Genomic DNA, 26,601 nt, shown 5'->3' with positions numbered 1-26,601 from the left:
CATCGGCGAAAGCGGGTTTTACCAATTCGATAGCATCGGTTTTTCCGATATATTGAGCCAATTCGTCTGCTCTGGAGCGATCTATGCGCCACTCCCCTGAAGCCCTGCATGCCTTTGCCGAAGCCGCCACGCTGGGCTCGTTCTCGGCGGCGGCTCGCAAGCTGGGCAAACGGCAATCGACGGTGAGCGAGGCGATCGGCAATCTGGAGATCGACCTGGGCCTCACGTTGTTCGACCGCGGCACGCGACAACCGACGCTGACCGAAGCGGGCCGCGCGATGCTCACTCAGGTGCGTCGCGTGCTCGACGCCAGCGAGCAGATGGACCGGCTGGCGGCGCAAATGGCCGGTGGCCTGGAGGCGCGCCTGACGCTCGTCGTGTCGGACACCTACCAGTCGGACCGCTATGAGCAGACGCTCGCCACGCTCGAGCAGCGCTACCCCGACCTCGAACTCGAATGCCTGATCGCCGAACACGAGGACGTGGTCGACATCATCCAGCTAGGCCGCGCGCAGATCGGTCTGGTGGCCGCGCAGGCGGCATATCCGGCCGACATCGGGTCGGCGACCATTGCAGAGCAGTCGGAGATTGGACTCTTCGTCGGGCTGCAGCACCCGCTCGCCCGATATGGCGATGAGGAGGTGCCGCACGCGGTACTGCGCGAGGCACGCGAGCTGCGGCTGAACACCTTCGTCGACCCGGCCGGGCCGCGCGCCGACGCGGTGCCTGTGCGTAGCCCTCGGCGATGGTCCGCGCCGAGCTATCTGATGTTGCTGGAAATGGCCGTGCTGGGCTTCGGGTGGACGGAACTGCCGCGCTGGCTGGTGGATCACTTTGCGGCAGACCGGTTGCATGAAGTACGTGCACGCGGCTGGCCCCGCCTCGTCCCGGTCGACGCCGTATGGTCACGCAAGCGCACGCTTGGGCAGGCCGGCGCGTGGCTGCTGGAAACGATGCTGGCGGGCTAGGCGCTCAGGAGTTTTCGTCAAGCCGATCGATGATCAGGTGCGAAAGCTGCGCCGTCTGCTCCTTCGTCAGCGAAAACTCCATGCCAAACGACGGGAACGCAGAAGCAGGCGACCCCAGGGCGGGCGACCCGCTCGCCACGCGGCCTGTCAGGGAGAACGACTCCAACTGTCCATCGACGTAGGCACTGAAATCGACAGACAGCCGGTCGCCGGGCTGAAATGCCGCGCTGGCGCTTTGCACAAGCGCGCCATTCAGGCAGATATCGCGGATCACCGCCACGCGATCTGCTGCTGAAGCCGCCTGCCCTTCGGGGCGTAAGCGGGCACCGATCCGTACCTGCACACGCTTGGCGCGACGCAGCGGCATCTTCTGCATCTTGATCGGCGCAGACAGCACCAGATACGGCGAGGGAAACTGGCCGACGGACACCACGCTACACATCATGGTGACGACCGCGCGGCCCGAGAATCCGCGCAGCAAGAGGACGTCCCGGACTTCGGGGCGCAGCGTTCGCTTGCCATCGGCAGGCTGCGTGATGAACACCGCTTCGCCTTCGATGTAGCCAATCAGGCGGCATGGCAGCAGCCCGCGCAGCGGGGCGGATTTTTCCTGCACCTGCAGGACGGTGCCGACGCCCAGCCCTGTCGACCCAAGGCGGGGCTTCGTTTCTGCCGGTGCGGCAGCCACGGACGGGGCAACGTCACTGCTTTCGTCCAACGCCAACACAGGACCATGATGAAACAGCAGGCGCACGTCTTCGGCATCCGGTACCACGGTACCGGCGGGCAGCAGCAGGCGGCCTACGCTATCGGCCAGCGGGAACGGCAGCGGCTGGCCGACCGGCACGTCTTCCTGGGTAAGCTGCCGCGTTTTTGGTTGGGTCATGAGGGGCGATGGATCTGTGCGTCTGGGCCGGGCATAGGCATATGCCACGGCAGGCATACCGGCCATTCTGCAACAATGGCGGGCAAACGGCCGGAGATCAACTCGCGCGAACCCTGCATGTCTGACGCACATCAACGACAAGCGTTTGCATCACACCGCCAGGGCCGTCGCCTCGATTTCCACTGCCAGACCGTAATGCAACGTCGGCACAGGCACCACGGCGCGCGCGGGACGCAGTTCGCCGATCCACGCACGATACAGCGCATCGAACGCTGGCCAGTACGTTTCCATGTCAGTCACGTACACGCGCACCTGCACGAGACGAGAGCGGTCGGTGCCGGCCGCGGCAAGCACGGCGTCAAGGTTGGACAGCACCTGGCGCACCTGCGTCTCGAATGGCGCATCGACGAGCTTTTCGCCTGCCGGCGTGACTGGAATCTGCCCCGCCACAAACACGAAACCATTGGCGCAGACCGCATGCGAATAGTGCCCCGCCGGCGGTCGCAAACCCGGCGCGTTGACATAGCGAGCGCCGCTGGGGGTGGTTTGGCCGTGGGCACTCATGCCGCCTCCAGCACCAGCTTGGCGAAGAGCTGCAAATCGACATTGCCGCCCGAAAGAATCACGCCGACACGCTTGCCACGCACGTCGACTTTGCCGGTGAGTGCGGCGGCGGCTGCGAGGCAGCCCGTGGGCTCGACGACGGCCTTCATGCGCGACGCGAAAAATTGCATGGCGCTGACAAGTTCAGCATCGCTCACGGTGATGATGTCGTCGACCAGTTCGCGAATCACGGCAAACGTGTAGTTGCCCAGATGTTGCGTCTGCGCGCCATCGGCCAGCGTCTTGGGCGTATCGATATGGACGATCTCGCCCTTGCGAAAGCTCTGCTGGCCGTCGTTGCCAGCCTCGGGCTCCACGCCAAAGATCTTGCACGCGGGGTTCAGCGCACGCGCTGCCGTGGCGCAGCCGGAGAGCAAGCCGCCACCGCCCAGCGGGGCCAGCAGCACATCCAGCGGCCCAACCTCTTCGATCAGCTCCTTGGCCGCCGTGCCCTGCCCGGCCATCACGTGCGGATGGTCGTACGGCGGGATCAGCGTGAGACCGTGTTCCTCCGCCAGCTTGCGGCCGATGGCTTCACGGTCTTCGGTGTAGCGGTCGAAGAACACCACCTCGCCGCCGTAGCCGCGCGTGGCTTCCACCTTCACGACGGGCGCGTCCTTGGGCATGACGATGACAGCACGCATGCCCAGCAGCCTGGCCGACAGCGCAATCGCCTGCGCATGGTTGCCGGACGAAAACGTGATCACGCCCGCCTTGCGCTGCTCCGGCGTGAACTGCGACAGCGCGTTGTACGCGCCGCGAAACTTGAACGCACCCATGCGCTGGAAGCTCTCGGCCTTGAAGAACAGCTCGGCGCCGGTCATGGCATTGGCGGTTGCTGACGTCAGCACGGGCGTCTTGTGGGCAACGCCTTGCAAGCGCGCGTGGGCGGCAACAACGTCGTCGTAGGAAATGGGCAGGCTCATGCGAGGTTCTCGGGAAGGTAGGTGTAGACGGTGGAGCGCGCCACGCCGAGCGTCTGGGCGACCTCGGTCAGCGCGCGACGCAAGTTCAGCAGGCCGCTGGCGGCGAGTTCGCGCATGGCTTCGCGGCGCTGATCGAGCGTCATGGCCATGGGCGTGGTGTTGCGGGAGGCGGCAAACTGTTCGAGCGCAACGCGCACGTCTTCCACGCGGCGGGAGCCGAGCGACTCGGGCACCGGCGGCGCGGTCACATCCACGCGCATCAGTTGCGTGAGGCCGGCGGTCACCGCGTTCAACATGGAGACGTCCATGTTCAGGCAGATGGCCGCGACATATTGACCACGGCTGTTCTTCAGGCCGATCGACGTGCTCTTGGCCGGGCGCCCATCGGGAAACCGGTTGGCGTAGTTTTCGATGACTTCCGGGAAGTCCGGATCGGCCAGGCGCGCGAGTCCCAGCTCCGTCACGGCGTCGCCCACTTGGCGGCCGGACAGGTTATTGGCGATGGCGACGACGGAATGATCGGGATCGGTCAGGTCGTGCAGGACGACTTCCACCAGCGGCGCCAGCGTGTTGCCTAGCGCCTCGACGATCTTGCGGCCTTCGCGCAGCAGAAGGCGGTTTTCTTCGATGGACTTCATGGGTGTTGACGATACGTCAATTTCTGACATTTCGTCAACACCATGGGAGCCGCCATGACGGCGTGCGGCTCCCGGCGAGAAAAAAACGCCTGCCCGAAGGTCGAGAGAGAACGGAGGTAACTGGGGCAGGCGAAGAAAGATTACTCAGGCACCAGTTGGCCTGGGGGCTGCGCCGTTTCGTGAGATGCGTGCTTCGCCTCGGCCGCGTTGCCAGGCCGGATCCTGAACCAGATCGAGTACATCGCCGGCAGGAACACCAGGGTCAGGATCGTGCCGGCGAACGTTCCCCCGATCAGCGTGTAAGCGAGCGCACCCCAGAACACCGAATGCGTCAGCGGGATGAAGGCAAGGATGGCGGCCAGCGCCGTGAGAATCACGGGGCGGGCGCGTTGGACCGTCGCTTCCACCACGGCCCGGAACGGGTCCAACCCCTCGTCTTTGTTGTGCTGAATCTGCCCGATCAGGATCAACGTGTTGCGCATCAAGATGCCCGACAACGCAATCAGGCCAACCAGCGCGTTGATGCCAAATGGCTGCCCAAACAGGATCAAGGTCGGGACCACGCCAATCAACCCCAGCGGACTGGTCAGGAACACCATGACCATCGCCGGAATCGATCGCACCTGGAAGATGAGAATCAGCAGGGTCACCGCCAGCATGATCGGGAACAGCGGCAGCATGGCCTTTGTCGCCTTGCCCGACTCTTCGATGGAGCCCGCCTGCTCAATGCGGTATCCGCTCGGCAGTTTCTCGATGATGGGCTGAAGCTGCTTGCTGATGGCGGTCGACACGTCGGGCGGTTGCAGACCATCAGCAATGTCACCACGCACCGTGATGGTCGGCATGCGGTCGCGACGGCGCATGATGGGCTCTTCCATGCGCACATCGATCTTGCCGATCTGCGAGAGCGGAATGCGCTGCCCGTTGGCGCCAGCCAGCGTGAAGTCTGCGATCTTGGCCGGGTCGAGCCGCACGTTGCCAGCCGAGCGCGCGGTCACTTGCACGGTGCGGATGTCTTCTCGCACCGCCGTCACAGGAACGCCGTTAAGCAGGAATTGCAGTTGCTGCGCGACAGCGCTGGAAGTCAGGCCCACAGCCTGGAGACGGTCTTGCTGCAAGGTGAAGTGCAGCGTGGGTACACGCATGCCCCAGTCCGTATTGACCGTGCGCATCATCGGGCTGGCGTCCATGACCTGCCGCACATCGGCCGCGATGCGGCGCAGTGTCTCCGCATCCGGACCCGTCACGCGGTAAGCCACCGGGAACGGCGAATACGGGCCGAACACGAGCTGCGTCACGCGCACGCGCGCCTCGGGGGCCAAGCCATCTGCAACGGCCTGACGCAGACGCTGCTTCAGCGCGTCACGCTCTTCCTGGCTATCGGTGCGGATCACGATCTTGGCGAACGACGGATCCGGCAACTCCGGCCCCATTGCCAGAAAGAAGCGCGGCGCCCCCTGGCCGATATACGCCGTCACGATTCTGGCTTCCTTCTGCTTGGCGAGCCAGCTTTCGATTTTTGCGGTCGCCGCGTCGGTCTGGTTGATTGATGTGCCATAAGGCATCTGCACCTCGACCAGCACTTCCGGGCGATCCGAAATTGGAAAGAACTGCTTCTTGACCACCGCCATGCCCGCAATGGCCAGCGCGAAGAGCCCAACCACCGCACCCGCCACCAGCCATTTGCGCGCAATCACGCGCCCGAGCAGCGCGCGGAAGCGGTTGTAGCGCGGCGTGTCGTAAATGGCAGCGTGACCACCTTCGACCTTCTTGAAGTCGGGCAGCATCTTCACGCCCAGGTAAGGCGTGAACACAACCGCAACCACCCAGGACGCGATCAGCGCAATGCCGACAATCCAGAACATGTTGCTGGTGTATTCGCCCGCGGTGGAACGTGCAAAGCCGTTGGGCATGAAACCGACGGCCGTGACCAGCGTGCCCGACAGCATGGGCGCGGCGGTGTGACTCCACGCATAGGCCGAAGCGGCCACGCGGCTGTAGCCCTCTTCCATCTTCACCACCATCATTTCGATGGCGATGATCGCGTCGTCCACCAGCAGGCCCAGCGCGAGAATCAAAGAGCCGAGGGTGATGCGATCAAAGTTCTTGCCTGTCGCGGCCATGACCACAAACACCACGGCGAGCGTCAGCGGCACGGCTGCGGCCACCACAAGGCCTGCGCGCCAGCCCATGCTGATGAAGCTCACCAGCATCACGACCAGCAATGCCGCAAAGAACTTCAGCATGAACTCATCAACGGACGCGGCGATGTTGACCGCCTGATCCGTCACCTTGGTCAAGCTCATGCCAAGCGGCATGTCCGCATTGATTGCGCCGACTTCCTTGTCGAGCGCCTTGCCGAGATCGAGCCCGTTCCAACCCTCGCGCATGACGATGCCCAGCAACAAGGCCGGCTGCCCGCCATTGCGCACCATGAACGTGGCCGGGTCTTCATAACCGCGCTTGACGGTGGCGATGTCGGAGAGCTTTAACGTGCGGCCTTGCGACACCACCGGCGTATCGCGAATCTTCTGCAACTCATCAAATGCGCCATCCAGGCGGACGAACACCTGCGGCCCTTTTGTTTCCACCGAGCCGGCGGCCGTCAGCGCATTCTGGTTGTTGAGCGCAGCAAACACGTCTTGCGGGCTCACGCCCAGCGTTGCCAGTCGGTCATGTGAGAACTCGACGTAGATGCGCTCCGACTGTTCGCCGATGATGTTGACCTTCTTCACGCCGGGCACGTGCAGCAAGCGCTGGCGCTGCGTCTCTGCATCGCGCACGAGCGCACGTTGCGGCTCGCCCTGCGCCTTGAGCGCAAACAGGGCAAAGGTCACGTCCGAATATTCGTCATTGACGATTGGCCCGATCACGCCTGACGGCAGGTTGCCCACCTCGTCGCCAACCTTCTTGCGCGCTTGGTAAAACTCCTCCTGCACTTGCGATGGCGGTGTGCTGTCGAGCAACGTCAGCGTGGTGAACGCCAGGCCCGGCCGCGTGTACGTTTCCGTGCGGTCGTACCAGCGCAGCTCCTGCATGCGCTTTTCGATCTTCTCTGCCACCTGGTCCTGCATTTCCTGCGCGGTAGCACCCGGCCACACGGTGACGATGTTCATCACCTTGACCGTAAACGCGGGGTCTTCTGCACGCCCCAGCTTGAAGAAGGAAATCAGCCCCGCCAGCGAGATGAGGCAGATGAGGAACAGCGTGACCGCACGCTCGCGCACGGCAAGCGCCGATAGGTTGAAGTGGCCCGGGCTCACAGTCGCACTCCCACGAGGGCGGTGCCGGTGCCCTGCCCGGCCACGCGGACTTGCTGGCCCTCGCGCAGCAGTTGTGCGCCTAACGCGACGATCCGCTCGCCTTGTTTGATCTGTCCGGCAATGCTTGCCCCTTCGTCACCAAGACGCACGATGGTGATGGAGCGCCACGACACCTTGGCAGGGTCGCCCTGGATGACCCACACGCCGGGGCCCTTGCCGGCATCGAACACAGCGCCCAGCGGCACCCGCAGATCGGCTTGCGCGGTGGCCAATCGATCGGGAATCTGGATCGTGACGGTCGAGCCAAGCGGCGCATTGGCCAGTTCGCCATCCAACACATAGCGCGCTTCATACGTGCGGGTGAGCCGATCGGCAGCATCCGACAACTGTCGGAGCTTGGCGGGCGTTCCATCGCTTTCCTTGCCGAACAACGTGGCTTGTGCGACCGAACCGATTGCCGGCCGCAACGTTTCCGGCAACTGGACCACCGCTTCACGGCGCCCGGCATGAGCCAAGCGCACCACCGCCTGCCCGGCGTTGACCACTTGGCCGGGCTCGGCCAGTGTTTCCATGACCACGCCGTCTCCATCGGCAACGAGTTCTGCATAGCGACTGGCGTTGCGCGCTACGTCAGCCTGCGCTTCAGCGGCGCTCAGTTGCGCTTTGGCTGCATCCGCCGCAGCCTTGGCCTGGTCGTAGGCGGAGGCGGAAATCGCGCCCGTGCCGCGCAAGTCGCGGTAGCGCGCTTCGTCTTCCGCCGTCTGTTGCGCGCGTGCCCGGGCGGCGGCCACGGTTTCTTGCTGTGCGTGCGCGGCGAGCTTCAGATCCGCAGGATCGATGCGCATGAGCGGCTGCCCGCGCTTGACGGTTTGCCCCGCGTCCACCAGCCGCTCCAGCACCTTGCCGGGCACGCGGAACCCGAGGTCGCTCTGCACCCTGGCAGCCACGACGCCTGTGAAGGAGCGCGATGCAGACGCCACAGGCCGAACAAACGCGGCGCGCACCAGAGGCGCCTGGGTGCGTGGGTCGACGGGGGCTTTTTCGCCGCAAGCGCTCAGCGCAAGCGGCAACGCAAGAACAACGGAAGAGGTAACAAAGCGACGCGAAAGCATGAAAGCCCCATCGACAGGATGATCTGGGCTTTCATTCTTGTTCTTGTGACCAATTTAGTCAATGGTCACAACGAAAAAATCTGCGTCTCAGGGGGAAAGACTTCGGAGTACAAGGCTGGAAAGCAGTCCGGGCGCCACCTCTGTGTAATCAAAGCTGTATTGCAGAAGCAACGGGTTCATGTACGGGCGCATGACCAGGTAGATGGCTGCAGTGGCCTCGTCCAATGGTGTCTTGCGCTCGAAGTCTCCGGTCTCCCGGCCCTCCTGCAGCACATCGCGCAGCAACTTCTGGATGCGGCCTTCATAGGCGATCACCGCTTGCCAGCGTTCAGTCGCTGCCGAAGCGGCGATCTCGTACAGCTTGCGATCGTGGGAAAACAGCCGAAGGCTCGATTCCGTCAAGACTTTGAACATGCGGCGCAGCTTCTCCGGCGGGGAGTCTGCCTCCGCCAGGGCTGCATTCACGTCGGCCTCGATCTCGCGCAGGCAGTTGGCGCAAATCATCTCGCCAATGGCCTGCTTGGACTCGAAGAACTTGTAGATGTAGGCCTTGGAAAAACCGATGGCCTTCGCCAGATCGGACACGGCGGTCTTCTCATAGCCGTAGCGGCTGAAGTGCTCGGTAGCGGCCGCGACGATCTGGTCTCGCACGTCGTGATCCGCCGGGCCGCGAGCGGAAACGGGATAGGGAGGGGTCTTCATGGGCTCCAGCTTACGTGAGTCGCAATAGTTGAACAACTTGTGACCAATTTGTACTATAGTCACTAAAAATTTCGATGGACCTCGTCATGTTGCCAAAACACGCCTCTGCGGCCCTCCTTCTCGCAAGCCTGGTGGCCGGATGTGCGGTCGGCCCCGACTATGTGAAGCCCGATGCGCCGATTCCGGAACGGTTCCGTGGCCAGCCCGCAGTGGAGCAGCGCCCCGCCAACACAGCAGTTGACCTCTCCACGTGGTGGGCGGGTTTTGGCGATCCGCAACTCACCCGATTGGTGCAGCTTGCACTGGAACAGAACCTGGACCTTGCCCAGGCGTTCGCCCGCGTCACGCAAGCGCGTGCGGGCTTGGGCGCCGCCAATGCCGCGTTGCTGCCCTCCGGCAATGTCACGGGCCAGGCTGCGCGTGCATACCAATCTGTCGAAACCCCGCTAGGCCGCGTGTTGAACTCGAGGCCCGGCTTTGACCGCTACGGCAACACGTTTGAGGCTGACGTAAACGCCAGCTGGGAGCTGGACGTATTTGGCGGCCTGCGCCGTGGCCGCGAGGCTGCGCTGGCGGACTACCAAGCCTCCCAAGCTGGCGCCGTGGCCACACGGCTGGCCGTGGCAGCGCAGACGGCCGACATCTACATCACCATCCGCGGCTTGCAGACGCGCCTGAAGGTGGCGCGCCATCAGGTGAAGACGCAAGAGGAATTGCTCGCCACCATCAACCTGCTTTACGGCAAGGGGCTGGCGGCGGAGCTTCAAGTCAGGCAGGCGGAAGGCGCGCTGGCGCAGGTTCGCGCCTCCATTCCACAGCTTGAAGCAGGCCTGGATGCAGCGATGAACGCGCTGGACGTGATGCTCGGCTCGCTACCGGGCACGCACCGGGACGAGCTTGCGCAAGACGGTGACATCCCCGCCGCACCGCAGATTGCCATCAGCGGATCGCCCGGCGATTTGCTGAGGCGTCGCCCCGACCTCATCGTCGCCGAGCGCCGCCTCGCTGCTTCCAACGCGCGAATCGGCGTCGCCATCGCGGAGTACTACCCGAAGTTCTCGCTCAGCGGCCTGCTCGGCAGCGCCACATCGGTGGGCGCTGGAAGCCTGTTCGGCAGTGGCGCCAGCCAATTTGCGGGCGTGCTCGGCCTGCGCTGGCGCCTGTTCGACTTCGGCCGCATCAACGCGCAGATCGATCAAGCCAAGGGGCAAGAGGCGGAGATGCTCGCTGCGTACCGGCTCGCCGTGCTGCGTGCTACGGAAGATGTGGAGGACGCGTTCTCCGCCCTGGTCAAGCACGAGGAGCAAGCCACGGTGCTCGCGCAGGGCGTGGATTCGCTGAGCCGCGCGCGGAATGCTTCATTTGCGGCGTATCAAAAAGGCGTCGTCAGCCTGATCGAAGTCCTGCAGGCAGACGAGAGCCTGTTGCGTGCCTCGGACGCACGCGCCCAGGCCCAAACGGAATCCGCGCGTGCCGCTGTGGCGGCATTCAAAGCGCTGGGCGGTGGCTGGCAGCCCGATACGCCAACCGCCGTCGCCAGCAAATAGACCGCTGGCAAAACCGATTTACCGCAGCGCCCATTCACCCATACAGAAAGAAATTGCCATGTCGAATTCCAAAGTTGTTGTGATTACCGGCGTGTCCTCGGGCATCGGCCGTGCCACCGCCGCGAAGTTTGCTCTGCGCGGGTGCCGCGTATTCGGCACCGTGCGCAACATCGCTCGCACTCAACCGATCGCCGGTGTTGAACTGGTCCAGATGGATATCCGTGATGAAACCTCTGTCCAGCGCGGAATCGAGACGATCATCGCGCAGGCCAAGCGTATTGATGTGCTGGTCAACAGCGCCGGCGTGGCCCTGCTCGGCGCGACAGAAGAAACGTCGGTTGCCGAAGCCCAGACGCTGTTCGACACCAACGTGTTCGGCATCCTGCGCACCACGCAGGCCGTATTGCCGCACATGCGCGCGCAACGCTCGGGGCGCATCGTCAACATCAGCTCGGTGCTCGGCTTCCTGCCGGCGCCTTACATGGGCCTGTATTCGGCATCCAAGCACGCGGTGGAGGGAATGTCCGAGACTTTGGATCACGAGGTACGCAAGCTCGGGATCCGTGTGGTGCTTGTCGAGCCGTCATTCACCAAGACCAGCCTGGATGCCAACGCACCTCAAGCGGTTTCCAAAGTCTCCGCCTACGACGCGGAGCGCGGCATCGTTTCTCAGGCGATTCAAAAAAGCGTCCAGAAGGCGCCGGACCCCGATGGTGTCGCAAGCACCATCGTCGATGCTGCACTGGGGGCATGGAAGATGCGCCGCACACCAAAAGGCGAGGCATCTCTTCTGAGCAAGCTGCGCCGTTTCATGCCGGCTGGCCCCGTTGACTCGAGCCTGAGAAAAACGTTCGGCCTCTCCTGAAGCGCGTTCCCCGGGGGTGCGCTCACTCCCACCGCAAATCTCAACAATGTTCACCGCGAGTCCGGAACCTCGGACGTGCGGCCCGAAAACATCTTGAAAAAACCTCATCAAATCTGCCCCGCCATGGAAGCTTGACGACGCATCCTGTCAGGCGTGGCGGCACAGCATGTCTCTGCCCCCCAAAGCCGTGCATGGCATGGTTCCTGCACTCCGCGTTGCGCCGTACCACCAAAAAAATTCGGGGGACTTGCGTGATGAAGGGGCAGTACACACGGGAAATTCGCTCACCAAGAGGGATGTGCGCAGGGGCTCACGCCAGGCAGCGGCGCGGTGTTTTTCAGAGCCGCTATCGAGACGGAGCCGCGCCCGCCAGGGTGCCCGCAGATCCCACTGCCTGATCGCTGTTCAGGATGTGCCCGAAGTGCCGCTGCGCCGCGTGCATCAGCACCATGCGGTCGTTTAAAGCCTTCGCATGCGCTGCGGCGCAGGCCTGCCTGCCGCCGCGCACGGGCCGCACATCGCGCGGGGTGCGGCTGCTCGGTCTTGCCGCGCTGTTCGCTGTGCAGTGCGCCCACGCCGCATCACAAGACACATGGGATTTCTCCATTGAGCGAGCGCCCTTGGAGCGCGTGTTGATGGAAATCGCTCGCGTGAGCGGACAGCCCATGTCGTTTCCCTCCGGTCTTGCGAAAGACCTGTTCGCCGGTCCGGTTCGCGGCACCATGTCGGCCCAGCAGGCGGCGGAGCAGGCCTTAAAAAACAGCGGGCTGCAACTGACCACGCTGACCGACAACACGTTGACCATCGTGGATGCCCCCGAGGCGCCGCGCGACATCGGGACCCTGCCACCCGCCGAGGTACGCGCAAGGATGGGCAGCGATTTTGCCGCGTTCACAACAGGCTCCATCACGCATATCGAGACGCCCATCACGAGCGTGCCCCACGCCGTCAGCACCCTCACAAGAGAGTTGCTCACCAGCCAGAATGCCCCGACGATGGCAGATGCCCTGGCACTTGCCGGTGTCTCGTCGATGTCGCTCGACCCCAGCGCCGCGCCACGGTACGCCACGCGTGGTTTCATGACGGGACAGATCTCCGTCGATGGTCAGCCCGACAAGATGGCTGCGGTGCGACCCGTCGAGGCGGTAGAGGATGTTTCGGTGATCAAAGGAACGCATGCCGACATTGGCGGCGCCCCCACAGCCGTTGGCGGAATCAATGCCAATCTCAGGGCACCCACGGCAGCGCCACAACGAACGGTGGCGGTGGAAATCGGCTCGCACGCCGAGCGCAAAGCCGTGGTGGATCTGGCCGGCCCGATCGGATCGACCGACCTGTCTTACCGGGCGGTGGCGTTGCAGGACACGACGGCCAACAGCGATTCGGGATACGCCGGTCGGCACAAGAGCTACGGGCTTGCAGCGCTCGGCTGGCACGATGCAGCTACGGAAGTCACAGTCGGACTCGAATCCGTCACCAGCCGCCAGCCCATGCCGCCCGCCACGTTTGCATTGAATGGCGCGCCTGTCCGATTGGCCATGCAAAGCCCGCTAGGCAATGCCGACGACAACGTGCAGTCCCGCGCGAGCCGCGCCTATTACAAGGTCTCGCGCAACCTCTCGGAAGATTGGTCCTTGCACTCACGCGGCACGTACGAAGCGCTCACCGAACAATCTGCGCTCTGGCATACGGCGCTCGTCGTCAACAACATGGCACCTACGTCGACGCTGAACTTTGGCGACCGCAGCAACGACACCTCGTGGGCCATCTCGAACGAGCTCACGGGCAGGTTCGCGCATGGGCCGTTCCAGCACGTGCTCACATTCGGCTGGGATGAGTTTCAGGAGCGGCAGGACATGGTTTTTGCGGCAGCGCCTCTTCTGATGCCGCAGAATCCGTTTGCACCTGTTCAACTGCCGCCGGCCACGTTCGTGCCGGGCATTCAGGTTTCGCAATCGGTACGGCAGTCGGTGTTTCGCGTGCGTGACCAAGTCGCCATTGGCGAGCATTGGGAGCTGTCCGGCGCCATGTACGTGAATGACTACATCGCCAAACTGCCGCTCGGGCAGCTTCAGGGCTCCGCCTGGACACCGTCGCTGGGCGTGCTCTACAAGCTGACGCCGCATACCGCATGGTTTGCCGATTACTCACGCGGTTTCCGCCTCAACACCAGCTACTTCGACCCGTGCCAAGCGTTGTTGCCTGAACGGAGTCGCCAGCTGGAAACCGGGCTGCGCTGGGCAGATGCCAACCGCGCGCTGACGATGCAGGCGGCGTTGTATCGCATCGACGCGCACCACGTAAGGCTGGTGGATGTGGCGCCCGCCGGCTACGACACACAAATCGCGCACCAAAGCAGCGAAGGACTGGAAGCCTCGATGCAAGGCGCGGTAACCAAAGGCTTGGACACTTCGTTGTGGGTGGCACTGTCTCGCGTATCCGGCACGCTGATCACGGGATACCTGCCACAAGCGCCATTCCTGAGCGGCGCGGTTTGGACGACGTACACCATGCAGGCGGGCCCATTGAAAGGCGCGGGCGCCGGGATTGGCATCACGGGGCAACGCGGCGCCCCATGCTACGGCGACACCCCGTTTCGCATGCCCGGCTTCGTGCGCGTCGACACCAGTCTCTTCTGGCACCAGAAATCCTGGAGCGTCGATCTCTTCGCGCGCAATCTCTTCAATATCCGGGCTTACGGCAACGCACAGTCTGGAAACTTCATCCCCGTTCAGCCGGGCCGCACGCTGACACTGCGCGTGACCCACAACTTCTGACGTTGGCCGACCAAGCCGGCAAGGCGCCGCGCTTAAGGAAAGCCGCTTAGTGCTCGCCACCAAGTCAGCTGTACCGGCCAACAGACGGGCTCAGAGTTGGCTCATGCCGCCGTCGGCAATGATTTCCGTGCCGACAATGAAGGCCGATTCCGGCGCCGACAGATGCAGCACGGTCGATGCAATCTCCTCCGGCTGGCCAAAGCGGCCCAGCGGCACCTGACCCTGGATCTGGGCGGCGGTGGCGGCCAGCGTGTCGGCATCCAGCCCGAGCTTGCCGTACAGCGGCGTTGTCACCGGGCCAGGGCTGACCACATTCACGCGGATGCCCGAGCCGATCAGCTCACCCGACAGCGTCTTCGCCAGCGAGATCAGCGCAGCCTTGCTCGCGGCATAGACCGAAGAATTCGGCATGCCGATGTGCGCGTTGATGGAGCCGCTCAGCACGATCGACGTGCCCTTGTTGAGGATGGGCAACAGTGCCTGGATCTGGAAAAACGCTCCCTTCACGTTGGCATTGAAGGTGGCGTCCCAAAGCGCCTCGTCCACGTCCGGCACGGCGGCAAACCTGGCCATGCCAGCGTTGATGAACACGGCATCCAGACGCACGCCTGCCTCCTGCAACTGGCGGGTCAGCTCGCGTGCGGCCGCCACGCTGCCGGTTTCATTGCGGATGGCGATGGCGTTGTTGCCGAGCGCGGCGCGCGCCGTTTCCAGCGCTGCGGCGTCACGGCCGGTAATGACCACGCGGGCGCCTTCCCGCACAAATGCCTGGGCGGCTGCCAGGCCAATACCGCTGTTGCCGCCAGTGACCAGAACGGTCTTGCCTTCGAAGCGATTCATGATGTCCTCCAGTAGGAAAGTTGAACTTGAACAATCGCGTGACTGCAGTGTGGACGCCGGCAAGCGGTTTGCCATACGATCTGGACGATGAACATGTTCGAAGGAATTGCACATGTTGACGGATGAAGAATTGGCCCTGCTGGAAGCCATCCGGCAGACGGGGAGCCTGTCGCGCGCGGCGGCGCAATTGGGTAAGGCGCCGTCGACCGTGTCGTATGCCGCGCGACAGTTGGAGCAGCGCTTCGACGCCCTGCTGTTTGATCGGCGCCGCTACCGGCTGCAACTCACGCGCGCCGGGCAGTTGCTTACAGAAGAAGCCGCACGGCTGGCGCAGGATGTGTCGCGCGTGACGCAGCGCGTGCGGCAGGTGGCCAACGGCTGGGAAGACCGCCTTTGGATCGTGACGGACGAGCTGCTGGAGTTCGAATCGCTCATGCCCGTGATGCACGCGTTCGATGCGCTGCAATCGGGCGTGGCGCTGCGCGTGACGCACGAGGTGCTGGCCGGCACATGGGAGGCGCTGCGCGACGGCCGCGCCGATCTCGTCATCGGGGCGACGAACGAGCCGCCGTCCATCCCGAACCTCGGGTGGTTCGAACTGGGCGTGGTGGAGTGGGTGTTTGCCGTGTCGCCCCGGCATCCGCTGGCAGCCATCGAGGCGCCACTCACGCGCGAGGAAATTGCCCGGCATCGGGCCGTCGTGGTGGCCGATTCCGCGCGCACCACGGCCGGCCGCGCCTACGGCATGCTCAGCGGGCAACCGACGCTGGCCGTGCCCAGCATGCGCGCCAAGGCGCTTGCCCAGCGCGACGGCCTGGGCGTCGGCTGGCTGCCGAGGCATCGCGTGGCGTCGCTGCTCGCGCGCGGCGAGTTGGTAGAGAAACGCACCACCGATCCGCGCGAACCGAACCTGCTCTACGTCGGCTGGCGCAGCGGCGATGGCGACGGTGAAGGCCGCGCACTCCAATGGTGGCTCGAACAACTACGGCAGCCCCGCCTGGCCAAGCGGCTGGTCCAGGGTATCGACGCATTCGCCTAAAACTTCGCCGGGCCACGTGATCTTGCCTATGCTGGGATGGCGCCGGCGCCGCATCGCCCGTCGGCGCAACACAAGCGACGCCGACTGTTGCGGAATGATCAACGTTGCAGCGTTTGTCTTCTGACAAACCCTCGGGTGGGTCAACGCGCGCCGTCGGCCAGCGTTAATCGGTCACGCACGTATCTCCGTGCCTCGTTGAGGGTCTCGTTATGAAACTGTCTGCGTTGATGTTTTCGATGGGTGCGCTGGTGATGGGCTCGGCGTTTGCGCAGGGCACCGCCGCGCCCGCCACCGCACCGGCCGCAGCCCCGGCGGCCGTCCACGCGGTCTGCAAGGATGGCACGCCGTATAGCGGCGCGACGCTCAAGGGCGCTTGCCGCGGCCATGGCGGTGTCGACAAGAAAGCCAGCGCAGGCGGTGCACCTGCTGCTCCGGCTCCCGCCAAACCTGCCGCAGCCGCTCCCGCTGCACCTGCCGCCGCTCCGGCTCCCGCCCCCGCGCCAGCAGCCAAACCTGCAGCCGCAGCGCCTGCCAAGCCGGCCGCGGCCGCTGCGGGCACCGTTGCCCCCGGCGGCGGCCCCGACAAGGTTTGGGCCAATGCCAGCACCAAGGTCTACCATTGCCCGGGCGATCGCTATTACGGCAAGACCAAGCAGGGCGAATACATGACCGAAGCCGACGCAAAGGCCGCCGGCATGCGCCCCAGCCGCAACAAGGCCTGCACCAAGTAAGACACGCCTGACGCAAACCCGCACGCCGCGGCCCACCCGGGTCGCGGCGTCGTCCATTTCAGCCTGATCACCGCATCGCATGCCCCCCAGCAACGAACATCCCGCCGTCGCCCTGCAACACCCAGAGGGCTTCGCCCCGCTGGATGCGCCACCACAGCCGCCACAGCAGCGCGTGGTGCGCGACGTCATCGCCGGGTTCTCGATTGCGGGCCTGCTGCTGCCCGAAGCCGTTGCCTACGCAGGCATCGCCAGCCTGCCGCCGCAGGCCGGGCTAATCGCATTGCTGTGCGGCCTGGTGGTCTATTCGCTGGTCGGCACAAGCCGCTTTGCCATTGTCTCGGCCACGTCGTCATCCGCCGCCGTGCTGTTTGCGACGGTGCTATCGGAACCTAGCGGTAACGGCGCGACGGCGCTCACGATGGCAGCGGCGCTCATCATCGCAACGGGGGTGCTGTTCATCCTGGCTGGCGCGGCACGCCTGGGCGGCATGTCGGATTTCATCGCGCGGCCGGTGCTGCGCGGTTTCACGTTCGGGCTGGCGTTGACGATTGCCGTCAAGCAGTTGCCCAAGATCCTCGACGTGACGGTGCGCCACAGCGACACGCCGCGCATCGCGCTGGACCTCATCACCAGTGCGGCCAGTGCCAACCCGTACAGCACGACATTGGGAGCCGTCGCACTCGCGCTGCTATTCGGCCTTGGGCGCTGGGGGCGCATTCCGGCAACGCTGGTCGTCATCGTGCTGGCCATCGCGGCCGGCTACTGGATCGACTGGCACAGCTACGGCATTGCCGTGGTCGGCCATATCGACCTGCAGAACATCAGCTTCGGCGTGCCTGCGCTGAACCGGGTGCAATGGATGGAAAGCGCTGAACTGGGCTTTGCGCTCATGCTGATCCTCTATGCCGAGTCCTACGGCTCGATCCGCAACTTCGCGCTCAAGCACGGCGATGGCATCTCCGCCAACCGTGACCTCGTCGCGCTGGGCTGCGCAAATCTGCTCTCGGGCCTGCTGCACGGCATGCCCGTCGGCGCCGGATATTCAGCCACGTCCGCCAACGAAGCCGCGGGCGCGCAATCGCGTTTTTCGGGGCTCTGTGCAGCAGCCGTGGTGGCGCTGATCGTGTGGTTGTTCTTGCCGCAGCTCGCGCGCATTCCCGAGCCCGTGCTGGCGGCCATCGTGATCTTTGCGGTGAGCCATTCGTTGCATCCGGCCGTGTTCAAGCCCTACTGGGCCTGGCGCCGCGATCGGTTGGTGGTGATTGCCGCGTTGCTGGCCGTGCTGGTGCTGGGAGTGCTGCACGGGCTGCTGGCCGCGATTGGCGTGAGCCTGCTGCTGACTCTGCGCCAGCTCTCGGAGCCCAACGTGAGCGTGCTGGGGCGCCTGCGCGAAAGCCACGATTTTGTCGATGTGTCTCTGCACCCGGAAGCCAAGGCCGTCCCTGGCGTGTTGATCGTCCGGCCGGAAGTACCGCTGTTTTTCGCCAACACCGAACGCGTGCTCGGCACGGTGCGCGCGATGCTGCAACAGCCGCACGAACCTGCGGTGCGCACCGTCATGATCAGCCTGGAAGAAACACCGGACGTCGACGGCTCGGCCATCGAGGCGCTGCGCATCTTTGCCGCCGAATGTGCGGCGCGCGGCCTGCAACTGATGCTGGTGCGGCTCAAGCCGCGCGCGCTGACAGTCTTGCAGCGTGCCACCGACAACACGCTGCGCGCCGAGATGCTGCATGAGCTGAGCGTGGATGAGTGCGTGCAGTCGCTGGCCGCGACTGACGGCACACCGGCGCCGGCCTAGCGCGACACCGCCACCGCATTCCATACACGCCAGTCTTCCGGGGGCTGCGAGACGCTCGCCAGCCCCGGCGTTGGCGGATTAGCGCGGGACTTTGCCCGCTGCACGCGCGCCTTCAAGAATGATGCGCGCCAGCTTGGCGTAATCGCCATCAAAGTGATGGCCGCCAGGCAGCTTCACAAGCTGCACCTGCTTCGGGTCCAGACCTGGGCAGTTGGTGTCTTTCTCTTCCTTGCCGTAGATGCACATGCCCAGGCCCGCCGGCAGCTTCTGCACCTCGGGCAGGATCGGCAAGCCAGACGCGCTGCTCGACACCCAGTTGGTCATGTGGAACTCAAAATCGGCGCGCTTGCCCAGGCCCATCATCACGGCCAGCGCAACATGCTCGCGCGATGCCGCCGGCAGCCGGTTGACGATGAAGGGCAGCACGTCTGCGCCCTGCGAATAGCCGATCAGCAAAGCCTTCTGTTTCTTCCAGCGCGCCGCATAAAAGCGCACGAGGCGATCCATGTCAGCAGCGGCGGAGGCTGGCGTACGCGGCGTCCAGAAGTAGCGCAGCGAATCAATGCCCACCACGGGCACGCCCGACTTGGACAGTGCAGCAGCCACCTCCTTGTCGAGCCCGGCCCAACCGCCGTCACCCGAGAGCAGCACGGCAAACAACTCCGACGATGTACCGGGCTGCGCGGGCACTTCGATGATCGGCAAGTCCGACACCGCTGCGGGCGGCGGCGGGGGCGGCGGTTTGCGTTGGGCAACAAGCTTGGCGAAAGCCATCTTGAACGGCTCGCTGGCTGTCACGGGCGGTGCATTGGCAGCCGACGCGGTGGCAGGCAACGCCACCGATTGCGCCCCCGAAATCGTATCGATGAAGGCTTGCGTGGCACGCGCTTCGCACAGCGGACCGGAGCGGCGCGCAAACGACGTCGGCGTGGCTGATTGCAGCGCCACCCATGGCGCAGACAGCTTCGTGGCGGGCAGCAGGACCACGCCGGCGTTCTCCGGCGGCTTGACGCGCTTGGCCGTGGTGCGGCTCTCGCTCATGCGGCGGCTGAAGTGCACGCCCTCGCCCTTGCACAGCGGCTTGCGCAACTCCAGCACCGGGCAGAATTCCATCGACATGGCCGCGGCAAAGATGTTCGGGCGTGCCTGGGCAATCATGGCGTAGGCCAGCGCACCGCCTTCGTTGTCGCCAACGAGGATGGGCGGGTAGTAGCCCGGGACTTTCTCGTAGGCCTGCAGGAAGCGGCTGAAGTTTTCGAGGTCACCGTCGGGGAAGGCGCAATCGCCCAGGTCAGCCTCGAGGCTGGCGAACAGCGCAGGCGTCGATAGACCGGCCACCAAGGCGCCCTGCTGCGCGAGGCTCTCTGCCATGCGCGATGCGGCGGGCGTCCAGCCCAGGTCACCCGAGAGCATCAGCACGACGGAGCGGATTTCGCCCTTGGGCTTGTAGACCGGCACATCGCGAAAGCGCCCGTGCGTGACGAACTCGACGGCACCGGGCGCCACCGCAGGCGTAGCAGGCGACACCACGGGCAGCGACAGCACGCCGCCATTGGCGGTCTTGTTGGCGGTGACGGCCGCAGCGCTCATCTGCAGGCGAGGCGGCATGTCGCCGCGCGGCGGCGCAGCCACAACGCCGCTGGCGCCCGTCATGCCGACGGGCGGCACCAGCACCGGACCTTGCACGGGCGTGGGCTTGGCTGCGGCTGGAGCATCAGCAGCGAAGGCCCAGGACGCCGCCAGCACCATGCCGACCGCACTCAGATACCCAGCCCAACGCAAGCCTTTGCGTAGTACTCCCCGATGCCGCGCCTCTTGCGTGCGCGGTGCTTGCCAACTCATTTGGAGATCACTCCCTTCAAGCCGCCGCCGATCAGCGCGGCAACGTCCGTCAATGTGAATAGCGGCGCAATACCGCCACGTGCGAGCAGGTAGCGGGCTTCCCACACCGGCTCGAACTTGTCTTTGAAATTGCGCAGCCCTCTGAAATTGTAGAAGCGCGCGCCGTGTCGGAACATCATCCGTCCGAAGCGGTGCCAGCGCGGCGCAAGCTGATGCTCAACCATGCCAGACATCGGCGCCATCCCCAGCCCGAAACGCTGATACCCCTGCGCCTGGAAGTGCAGGATGACCTTGCCGAACAGGAAATCCATCGTGCCCGGCGGCACGTCGCTGCGATAGCGCATCAGGTCGACACTCGCCTCGATGCGCAGCACGTCGGGGCACATCAGCGTGGCAAACGCCAGGATGACGCCCTCGCGGCGCACCACGGCCACGGGCTGGCTGCAGATGTAACGGTCGTCAAATGCGCCAAGCGAGAAGCCCTTCTCGCGCGCGTTCTGATTGCGTAGCCATTCATCGGAGATGGCGCGCAATTCGTCCAGGACGGTCGGCACGTCTGCCGCCGGGATGATCTCGAACGACAGGCCTTCGCGCTCGCCGCGCGTGACGCCATGGCGCAGGTTGGCGCGGCGCGAGCCCTTCAGGCTGAACTCGGGCAGCGACACATACGCCTCTTCGCCCAGCTTGTAGGCGCGCAGCCCCGCATCGAGATACAGCGACAGCGTCTGCGGGCGCGTCTTGTAGAACGCGGCGCGGCCGCCATGCGCATCGGCCATTTCGATAAAGCGCCAGATCAGCTCGGGCCATTCTTGCTGCGCGCCCACGGGGTCAGACAGCGCCACCCACGAGCGCCCCTGCTTGGCATACATGATGAACGCGTTGCCGGACGGCGAAAACAGCAAGCTCTTGTCGCCCATCAGCGCGAGCGTGGCGTCGGCAGCGGGCTGCTTGCGGATGATCTCAGCCGCGCGGGCGAGTTCTTCGTCGCTCGGGAACGTGGTGACACCGGGTTCCTTGCGAAAGAGCTGGCGCATGCCGAACCCGAGCCCGGTCACGGCCACCGCCATCAGCGCGCGGATGGAGCGCGGCGCATCGCCGTCGAATGTGAATTGCCACCAGAGCTGGTTGGCGTAGGCCACCTCGCGGTAGGCGAAGAAGAGGATCCACACGCACGCCGCAAATACGCAGAGCATGGCGATCAACCACCCCGCCTCCAGTCGCTGCGAAAACAACGACGACGGCCGGTCAAACTGCCGGCGCGAGATGACGAGCAGCACCGCCAGCGTCACCAGCACGGCCATCTCAGACACGGCAATGCCCTTGGGTAGCGCCAGCACGCCGGTGAGCAGCGACAGCACCAGCGCAGCCCACCACGCGGCGTCCAGCCGGTGCAGCAGCCCGCGCGCAACAAACAGCATGATGAGCCCCGCCACGCTGCCGATCATGTGCGAGGCTTCCACCACGAACAGCGGCACATGCATGCGCAGGAGGTCTTCGGCTTCGTCCGTGGCGGGAGTGACGCCCGAGACGAGCAGCATCACGCCTGCCACCATCGTCAGCGCGGCCAACAGCCCCGGCGACAGCTTGACCGCTGCGCGGGCGAACGGTGCCCCGGCACCGGAGCGCAACTCGAACACGCCGAGCATGGCGGCGGCCACGACCAGCGGCAGCAGGAAATAGATAACGCGGTAGAACAACAGCGCAGCAAGCACCTCGGCCGGCGGCGCCTGGCCACTGCAGCCCAGCAGGATCACCGCCTCGAACACGCCTAGACCGCCCGGGCTCTGGCTCAGCACGCCCAGCGTGACCGCTAGCGCGTAGAACGCCACAAACGTGGGCAGATCGACGGCGCCTGCTGGCATCAGCACCCACAGCGCCGCCGCAGCCGCACTCATGTCGGCTGCTGAAATCGCGAACTGACGCGCGGCCAACCCTGGCGGCGGCAGGCGGATCTCCCAGCGGCCGAACAGCGTCACGTGGCGCTGTCGCATGCACAGCACCAACAACGCCACGACGCCGGCCAGCACCAGCAACGCCACGACTTCGAGCAACGCCGCCGGCAAATGCGCAATGGCCGCGATGTGCGGCGCGCCCCACAACAGCCCGACCGCCCCAAAAGCCGTGGTGGACACGCCCAGCGCGCCCGCATCAAAGGCCACCGCCTCTGTCACGCGCGCAGGGTCAAGCCCGGCCGCTGAGTACAAGCGCGTGCGCACCGCCCCGGCCGTCAGCGAACCGAGGCCGACGGTGTTGCCCAGCGCATAGGCAATGAACGAGGTGGTCGCCACCGTAGTGGGCGCCACATGCGCGCCCGCATAGCGCAGGCCGGACGCGTCGTAACCGGTCAGGGCGACGTAACTGAGCGCCGTGGCCAGCATGGCCAGCATCAGGTGCGAGCGCGGTGTGCCCTGCAGCGCGGCGACCATGTCGGCGTAGTGCACATGGTCGAGCAGCGCATACAGGCTGTCGAACACCAGCGCGCCAAGCACGAGCACCACACCGATCACGATCCAGCCGGCAAGGCCAAAGCCGGAGTCAGAGGGCGCAGGCGTGGCGGGCGCGTCAGGCGCGGTGCGGGCCGAGGATCGGCGTGATGTTGGACTGGCGTCGTTGGACGCGGCGTCAGGCATGGTGAAAAACGAAATCCTGCTGGCTTGGTGGAGTGCCGGTCAAAGCGATATACGAATCCGAACACGCAGAGACGGGAGAGCGCGGCAAGCCAAACCGCCGAAGCCCATGCTCCGCACGGTATCGACGTCTTGATTGGACCCCGGCCTACCGGCACGGGCTTGTCGCGCGCGCCGGCTTTCTCTCGCCCCGCGCTTCAGACGGCGCGTGTGCTGGATTCGCACGTTGTTTGCGGCCTACGTAATACGACTGAAGCCGCCGATACGTTGACACGCAGCCAGCATTTTACGGTTTGGGCGCGCTCCCCGGCGCCTTGGGGGGCACATTGGGCTTGCCGGCATCGACGGAAACCGGGTCACTGGCAGGAAAGGTTTCCTCGATGCCCTCGTCGAGGAGGGCTTCATCGTGCGTATCGGCCACGGGCGGATGCGGGTTGGCGGGCGCCGGAGTGGGTGAGGCGCGATCGTCTGGCTCTGGCATGGCGTTCTCCAAGGATGCTTACCCAGAATAGGCAAAGCTGGCCTGAGACGATGGCATGGGGAGCGGAATGCACATCTTTCGGGCGGGCAGCATGCCCGGCGCCGCAGGTGCGGCACTCAGCCGAGGATCAGCAAGCGGCACACCCACCGCCACAAACGTTGCGTGGACAGGGTGAAATCAATGGCCGCAAACGTTTTCACTGCAGAAAACGTCTTAGATAGTATTGCGTAGAAAGGTGGGGTCCGGTACACAATTGAGGCTGTCGTTTTCAATATTTTCACAATTCTGCGCATGCCTTTAGAGCGCGTCACGAGTGCATTCCTGCGGCGGCCTTCCCTGCTGATCATCGGCGCGTCGGTGCTGTCGCTGGCGCTGGCCGCGCTCACCGCGCTCTCGCTCTGGGAAATGCGCACGGACGCGCTGGCGCGCGCGCGCGATGCCGCCGACAACCTGTCGCTGATCCTGCAACGCGACATTGCCCGCAACATCGAGGTGTACGACCTGTCGCTGCAGGCCGTGATCGACGGCGTGCGCGAGCCCGCCATGGTGGCGTTACCGCCCGCCGTACGTCAGCTCGTGCTGTTCGACCGGTCGACCAACGCGCAGGACCTGGGCTCCCTGCTAGTGACCGACAAGGTTGGCGACGTGGTCCTCGATTCCCGTTCTGTACCGCCGCGGCATATTCACCTGGGCGATCGCGACTACTTCCAGGTGCATCGGGGCTCCGCAAATGTCGGGCTGTACATCAGCGAGCCCTTTACGCCGCGCGTGACCGGCCTGGACACGTCGCTCGGCCTCAGCCGGCGGCTGAACGGCCCGCATGGCGAATTCAACGGCATCGTGGTCGGCACGCTGCGCCTGAACTACTTCCGGCGGCTATTCGATGGCATCAACCTGGGCCCCCACGCAACCGTCACGCTGATACGCACGGACGGCACGCTGCTGATGCGGCGACCGTACAGCGAAAAGCTCATCGGTCGCAGCCTGGCCGATGCCGCTGCCTTCCAGAAGCGCCTGCTCACGCCGCAAGGCTCGTACGTAGACGTCGCCAGCCTCGACGGCATCGAGCGCCTGTTCAGCTTCCGCCATATCGGCGACCACCCGCTGATTGTCACCGTCGGGCTGGCCACCGAAGACATCTACGCAGAATGGCGGCAGCGCGCATGGGTGATCAGCGGCATCGTGCTGATGCTTGACGCGGTATTCATGGTGCTGTCGTTCCTCCTTGCGCAGCAACTGTGCAAGCGGCTCGAGATGGAGCAGCAATTACACCTGCTGGCCAATACCGACAGCCTGACGGGGCTCGGCACGCGCCGCGCGCTGGACTCTGCACTGGATGTGGAATGGCGCCGTGCCAATCGCCATCACACCCCGATATCAGTGCTGATGATCGACGTGGACGACTTCAAACCCTACAACGACAAGTATGGCCATGCCGCGGGCGATACCGCGCTGCGCACGGTGGCTCGCTGCATCAACGACAGCATCAAGCGCCCCGGCGATTTTGCCGGCCGCTATGGCGGCGAAGAGTTCTGCGCCGTGCTGCCCAATACAGACCTCAGTGGCGCCTTGCGCGTGGCCGAGAGCATCCGCACCGCCGTGCTACGCGCAGACGAACCCAACGCGGGAAGCGCGTACGGCAAGCTGACGGTCAGCGTCGGGGTGGCTTCCCACTCGGGCGTCGCGGCGGCGGACGATACCGTTCAAGACCTGATCCACCTGGCCGACGGGCGCCTGTATGAAGCCAAGGCCGCGGGCCGCAACGTGGTCATCCCCAGACAGGAGCGGCCGAAGTTGGCAGTCGTTTAGGCCAGCCCCCGTCGGGCACCCCACTTTGGGGGCATGCCATCATGCGCCACCGCTTCTGCACAATGCACGGGCCTTTCAGGAAACCACCGTGAGCAAACCTCCGCATTCCCACTTCGATACGTCTGCGCTGCCGCGCGAGCATCAATTTGCGGCGTGGCGGGATGCCATCAACGTGCTGTTCGACACGCGCTCCGCCGCCCCGCAGTCGCATGGCTTTCAAGCCAGCGTCGACGCGTATCTTTGCGGCGAGACGGGTGTGGGCATGATCAGCGCGCAGGCACAGCACTATGATCGGTCCCGCTCCAAGCTCGGGCGCGACGGCATGGATGTCTACGTGCTCCAGTACTACCTGGAAGGCAGTTGCGGTCAGCGCGACGGCGCCACCGGCACCGCCACGCGCCCCGGCGATCTGTTCATCGTCGACGCTGCGCAGCCGCTCGCCACCAGCACAAGCGACAGCCGATTCCTGAGCTTGGCCGTGCCACGGCGGCTGCTGGCGCCGCTGCTGCGCGCGCCGGACGAACTCAGCATGCGCGTGCTGCGCGGCGATGCCCCGATGGTCGGGCTGCTGCGCGATCATCTGTGCTCGCTCTATCAATCGGTCGGAAAATTGAGCGAGGCCGAGGCGCAGGCCGTCATCCCGGGCACGCTGCAACTGGCGGCGGCCGCCATCAACTGCCAGGTGACCGAAGCCAGTGCGCCCGCCGTCAGGGAAAGCCTGTTTGCTTCGATCTGCCGGCACGTGCAGCAGAACCTGTCCGACCTCACACTTTCGCCCGAGGGGGTTGCCGTGCAGTTTGGCATCTCGCGTGCCACGCTGTACCGGCTTTTCGAGCGCGAAGGCGGCTTCTTCAACTACCTGCGCACGGAGCGCCTGCGACAGTGCCACGCGATCCTGGCAGACCGCTCGCAGACGCACCGTTCGGTGGCCGAAATCGCGCAGACCTACGGTTTTTCCGACGCATCGAACTTTACGCGCGCGTACCGCCGCGCCTCTGGCATGTCACCGCGTGAGACACGCATGCTGGCCATCGAAGGTCGTGCCACCGCCATGCGTTTCGTTCAGCAAAAAGACTGGCGCACCTGGGTCATGCAGATGCGCTGAAGCGCGCGCGGTACCCCTGCCGCGCTCCGGTTTTCCTTC

At 64.9% G+C, this 26,601-nt stretch carries 20 protein-coding genes; 9 read left to right on the top strand and 11 right to left on the bottom strand.

Going from position 1 to position 26,601, the window contains the following annotated elements; genetic code table 11:
• Nucleotides 1-83: 83 nt before the first annotated feature.
• Entirely contained in the window at nt 84-968 is an 885-nt protein-coding gene (locus ACCD03_RS19705) for a LysR family transcriptional regulator (protein WP_253535183.1), read from the top strand.
• A 4-nt stretch (nt 969-972) separates the two neighbouring features.
• Here the strand turns inward: ACCD03_RS19705 and ACCD03_RS19700 are convergent, their stop codons facing one another.
• The 7 genes from ACCD03_RS19700 to ACCD03_RS19670 all read right to left on the bottom strand — a co-directional run bounded on the left by ACCD03_RS19700 (nt 973) and on the right by ACCD03_RS19670 (nt 9,098).
• Entirely contained in the window at nt 973-1,854 is an 882-nt protein-coding gene (locus ACCD03_RS19700; protein ID WP_413412641.1) for a flagellar brake protein, read from the bottom strand.
• Nucleotides 1,855-2,004: 150 nt separating this feature from the next.
• On the bottom strand, nt 2,005-2,418 hold the full coding sequence (locus ACCD03_RS19695) for a RidA family protein (RefSeq protein ID WP_413412640.1): 414 nt from the start codon (nt 2,416-2,418) through the stop codon (nt 2,005-2,007).
• Nucleotides 2,415-3,383, bottom strand: coding sequence for a threo-3-hydroxy-L-aspartate ammonia-lyase (locus ACCD03_RS19690; protein WP_413412639.1), 969 nt, complete (start codon nt 3,381-3,383; stop codon nt 2,415-2,417). The genes ACCD03_RS19695 and ACCD03_RS19690 overlap by 4 nt, the downstream gene beginning before the upstream one ends.
• Nucleotides 3,380-4,021, bottom strand: coding sequence for a transcriptional regulator (locus ACCD03_RS19685; RefSeq protein WP_413412638.1), 642 nt, complete (start codon nt 4,019-4,021; stop codon nt 3,380-3,382). The genes ACCD03_RS19690 and ACCD03_RS19685 overlap by 4 nt, the downstream gene beginning before the upstream one ends.
• A gap of 140 nt (nt 4,022-4,161) precedes the next feature.
• Complete coding sequence (locus ACCD03_RS19680) at nt 4,162-7,284, bottom strand: efflux RND transporter permease subunit (RefSeq protein ID WP_413412637.1); 3,123 nt, start codon at nt 7,282-7,284, stop codon at nt 4,162-4,164.
• Nucleotides 7,281-8,396, bottom strand: coding sequence for an efflux RND transporter periplasmic adaptor subunit (locus ACCD03_RS19675; protein WP_413412636.1), 1,116 nt, complete (start codon nt 8,394-8,396; stop codon nt 7,281-7,283). Before ACCD03_RS19675 ends, ACCD03_RS19680 begins: the two co-directional genes overlap by 4 nt.
• 87 nt (nt 8,397-8,483) lie before the next feature.
• A complete protein-coding gene (locus ACCD03_RS19670) occupies nt 8,484-9,098 on the bottom strand; it encodes a TetR/AcrR family transcriptional regulator (protein WP_413412635.1) in 615 nt (204 codons plus the stop codon).
• A gap of 86 nt (nt 9,099-9,184) precedes the next feature.
• Here ACCD03_RS19670 and ACCD03_RS19665 point away from each other — a divergent pair, with 86 nt between their 5' ends.
• From ACCD03_RS19665 to ACCD03_RS19655, 3 genes are all read left to right on the top strand, one after another.
• Nucleotides 9,185-10,645, top strand: a complete 1,461-nt coding sequence (locus ACCD03_RS19665; RefSeq protein ID WP_413412634.1) for an efflux transporter outer membrane subunit — start codon at nt 9,185-9,187, stop codon at nt 10,643-10,645.
• A gap of 58 nt (nt 10,646-10,703) precedes the next feature.
• Nucleotides 10,704-11,510 carry an oxidoreductase gene (locus ACCD03_RS19660; RefSeq protein WP_413412633.1) on the top strand — a complete coding sequence of 269 codons (807 nt, stop codon included), beginning with the start codon at nt 10,704-10,706 and terminating at the stop codon, nt 11,508-11,510.
• Nucleotides 11,511-11,959: 449 nt separating this feature from the next.
• A complete protein-coding gene (locus ACCD03_RS19655) occupies nt 11,960-14,287 on the top strand; it encodes a TonB-dependent siderophore receptor (protein WP_413412632.1) in 2,328 nt (775 codons plus the stop codon).
• Nucleotides 14,288-14,377: 90 nt separating this feature from the next.
• On the opposite strand, the gene ACCD03_RS19650 is transcribed toward ACCD03_RS19655, so the two are convergent.
• On the bottom strand, nt 14,378-15,127 hold the full coding sequence (locus tag ACCD03_RS19650) for an SDR family oxidoreductase (protein WP_413412631.1): 750 nt from the start codon (nt 15,125-15,127) through the stop codon (nt 14,378-14,380).
• A gap of 112 nt (nt 15,128-15,239) precedes the next feature.
• On the opposite strand from ACCD03_RS19650, the gene ACCD03_RS19645 reads away from it, so the two are divergent.
• The 3 genes from ACCD03_RS19645 (at nt 15,240) to ACCD03_RS19635 (ending at nt 18,698) form a co-directional block, all read left to right on the top strand.
• Nucleotides 15,240-16,166: a LysR family transcriptional regulator gene (locus tag ACCD03_RS19645; protein ID WP_413412630.1), complete on the top strand. Its 927-nt coding sequence runs from the start codon at nt 15,240-15,242 to the stop codon at nt 16,164-16,166.
• Nucleotides 16,167-16,375: 209 nt separating this feature from the next.
• Nucleotides 16,376-16,897, top strand: a complete 522-nt coding sequence (locus ACCD03_RS19640; protein ID WP_413412629.1) for a signal peptide protein — start codon at nt 16,376-16,378, stop codon at nt 16,895-16,897.
• A gap of 79 nt (nt 16,898-16,976) precedes the next feature.
• Nucleotides 16,977-18,698: a SulP family inorganic anion transporter gene (locus ACCD03_RS19635; RefSeq protein ID WP_413412628.1), complete on the top strand. Its 1,722-nt coding sequence runs from the start codon at nt 16,977-16,979 to the stop codon at nt 18,696-18,698.
• Between the two features lie 78 nt (nt 18,699-18,776).
• On the opposite strand, the gene ACCD03_RS19630 is transcribed toward ACCD03_RS19635, so the two are convergent.
• From ACCD03_RS19630 to ACCD03_RS19620, 3 genes are all read right to left on the bottom strand, one after another.
• Nucleotides 18,777-20,540, bottom strand: a complete 1,764-nt coding sequence (locus ACCD03_RS19630) for a virulence factor (protein WP_413412627.1) — start codon at nt 20,538-20,540, stop codon at nt 18,777-18,779.
• Nucleotides 20,537-23,170: a bifunctional lysylphosphatidylglycerol flippase/synthetase MprF gene (gene mprF / locus ACCD03_RS19625; protein ID WP_325654322.1), complete on the bottom strand. Its 2,634-nt coding sequence runs from the start codon at nt 23,168-23,170 to the stop codon at nt 20,537-20,539. Before mprF ends, ACCD03_RS19630 begins: the two co-directional genes overlap by 4 nt.
• A gap of 283 nt (nt 23,171-23,453) precedes the next feature.
• Complete coding sequence (locus ACCD03_RS19620; protein ID WP_413412626.1) at nt 23,454-23,648, bottom strand: hypothetical protein; 195 nt, start codon at nt 23,646-23,648, stop codon at nt 23,454-23,456.
• Between the two features lie 291 nt (nt 23,649-23,939).
• Here ACCD03_RS19620 and ACCD03_RS19615 point away from each other — a divergent pair, with 291 nt between their 5' ends.
• Nucleotides 23,940-25,457: a sensor domain-containing diguanylate cyclase gene (locus ACCD03_RS19615; protein WP_325654325.1), complete on the top strand. Its 1,518-nt coding sequence runs from the start codon at nt 23,940-23,942 to the stop codon at nt 25,455-25,457.
• Between the two features lie 88 nt (nt 25,458-25,545).
• On the top strand, nt 25,546-26,562 hold the full coding sequence (locus ACCD03_RS19610) for a helix-turn-helix domain-containing protein (protein WP_253535217.1): 1,017 nt from the start codon (nt 25,546-25,548) through the stop codon (nt 26,560-26,562).
• The last annotated feature ends 39 nt before the right edge of the window (nt 26,563-26,601 follow it).

Source organism: Ralstonia sp. Ralssp135, assembly GCF_047304345.1.
Classification (GTDB): domain Bacteria; phylum Pseudomonadota; class Gammaproteobacteria; order Burkholderiales; family Burkholderiaceae; genus Ralstonia; species Ralstonia chuxiongensis.
This window is presented reverse-complemented; position numbering and strand designations above follow the sequence as displayed.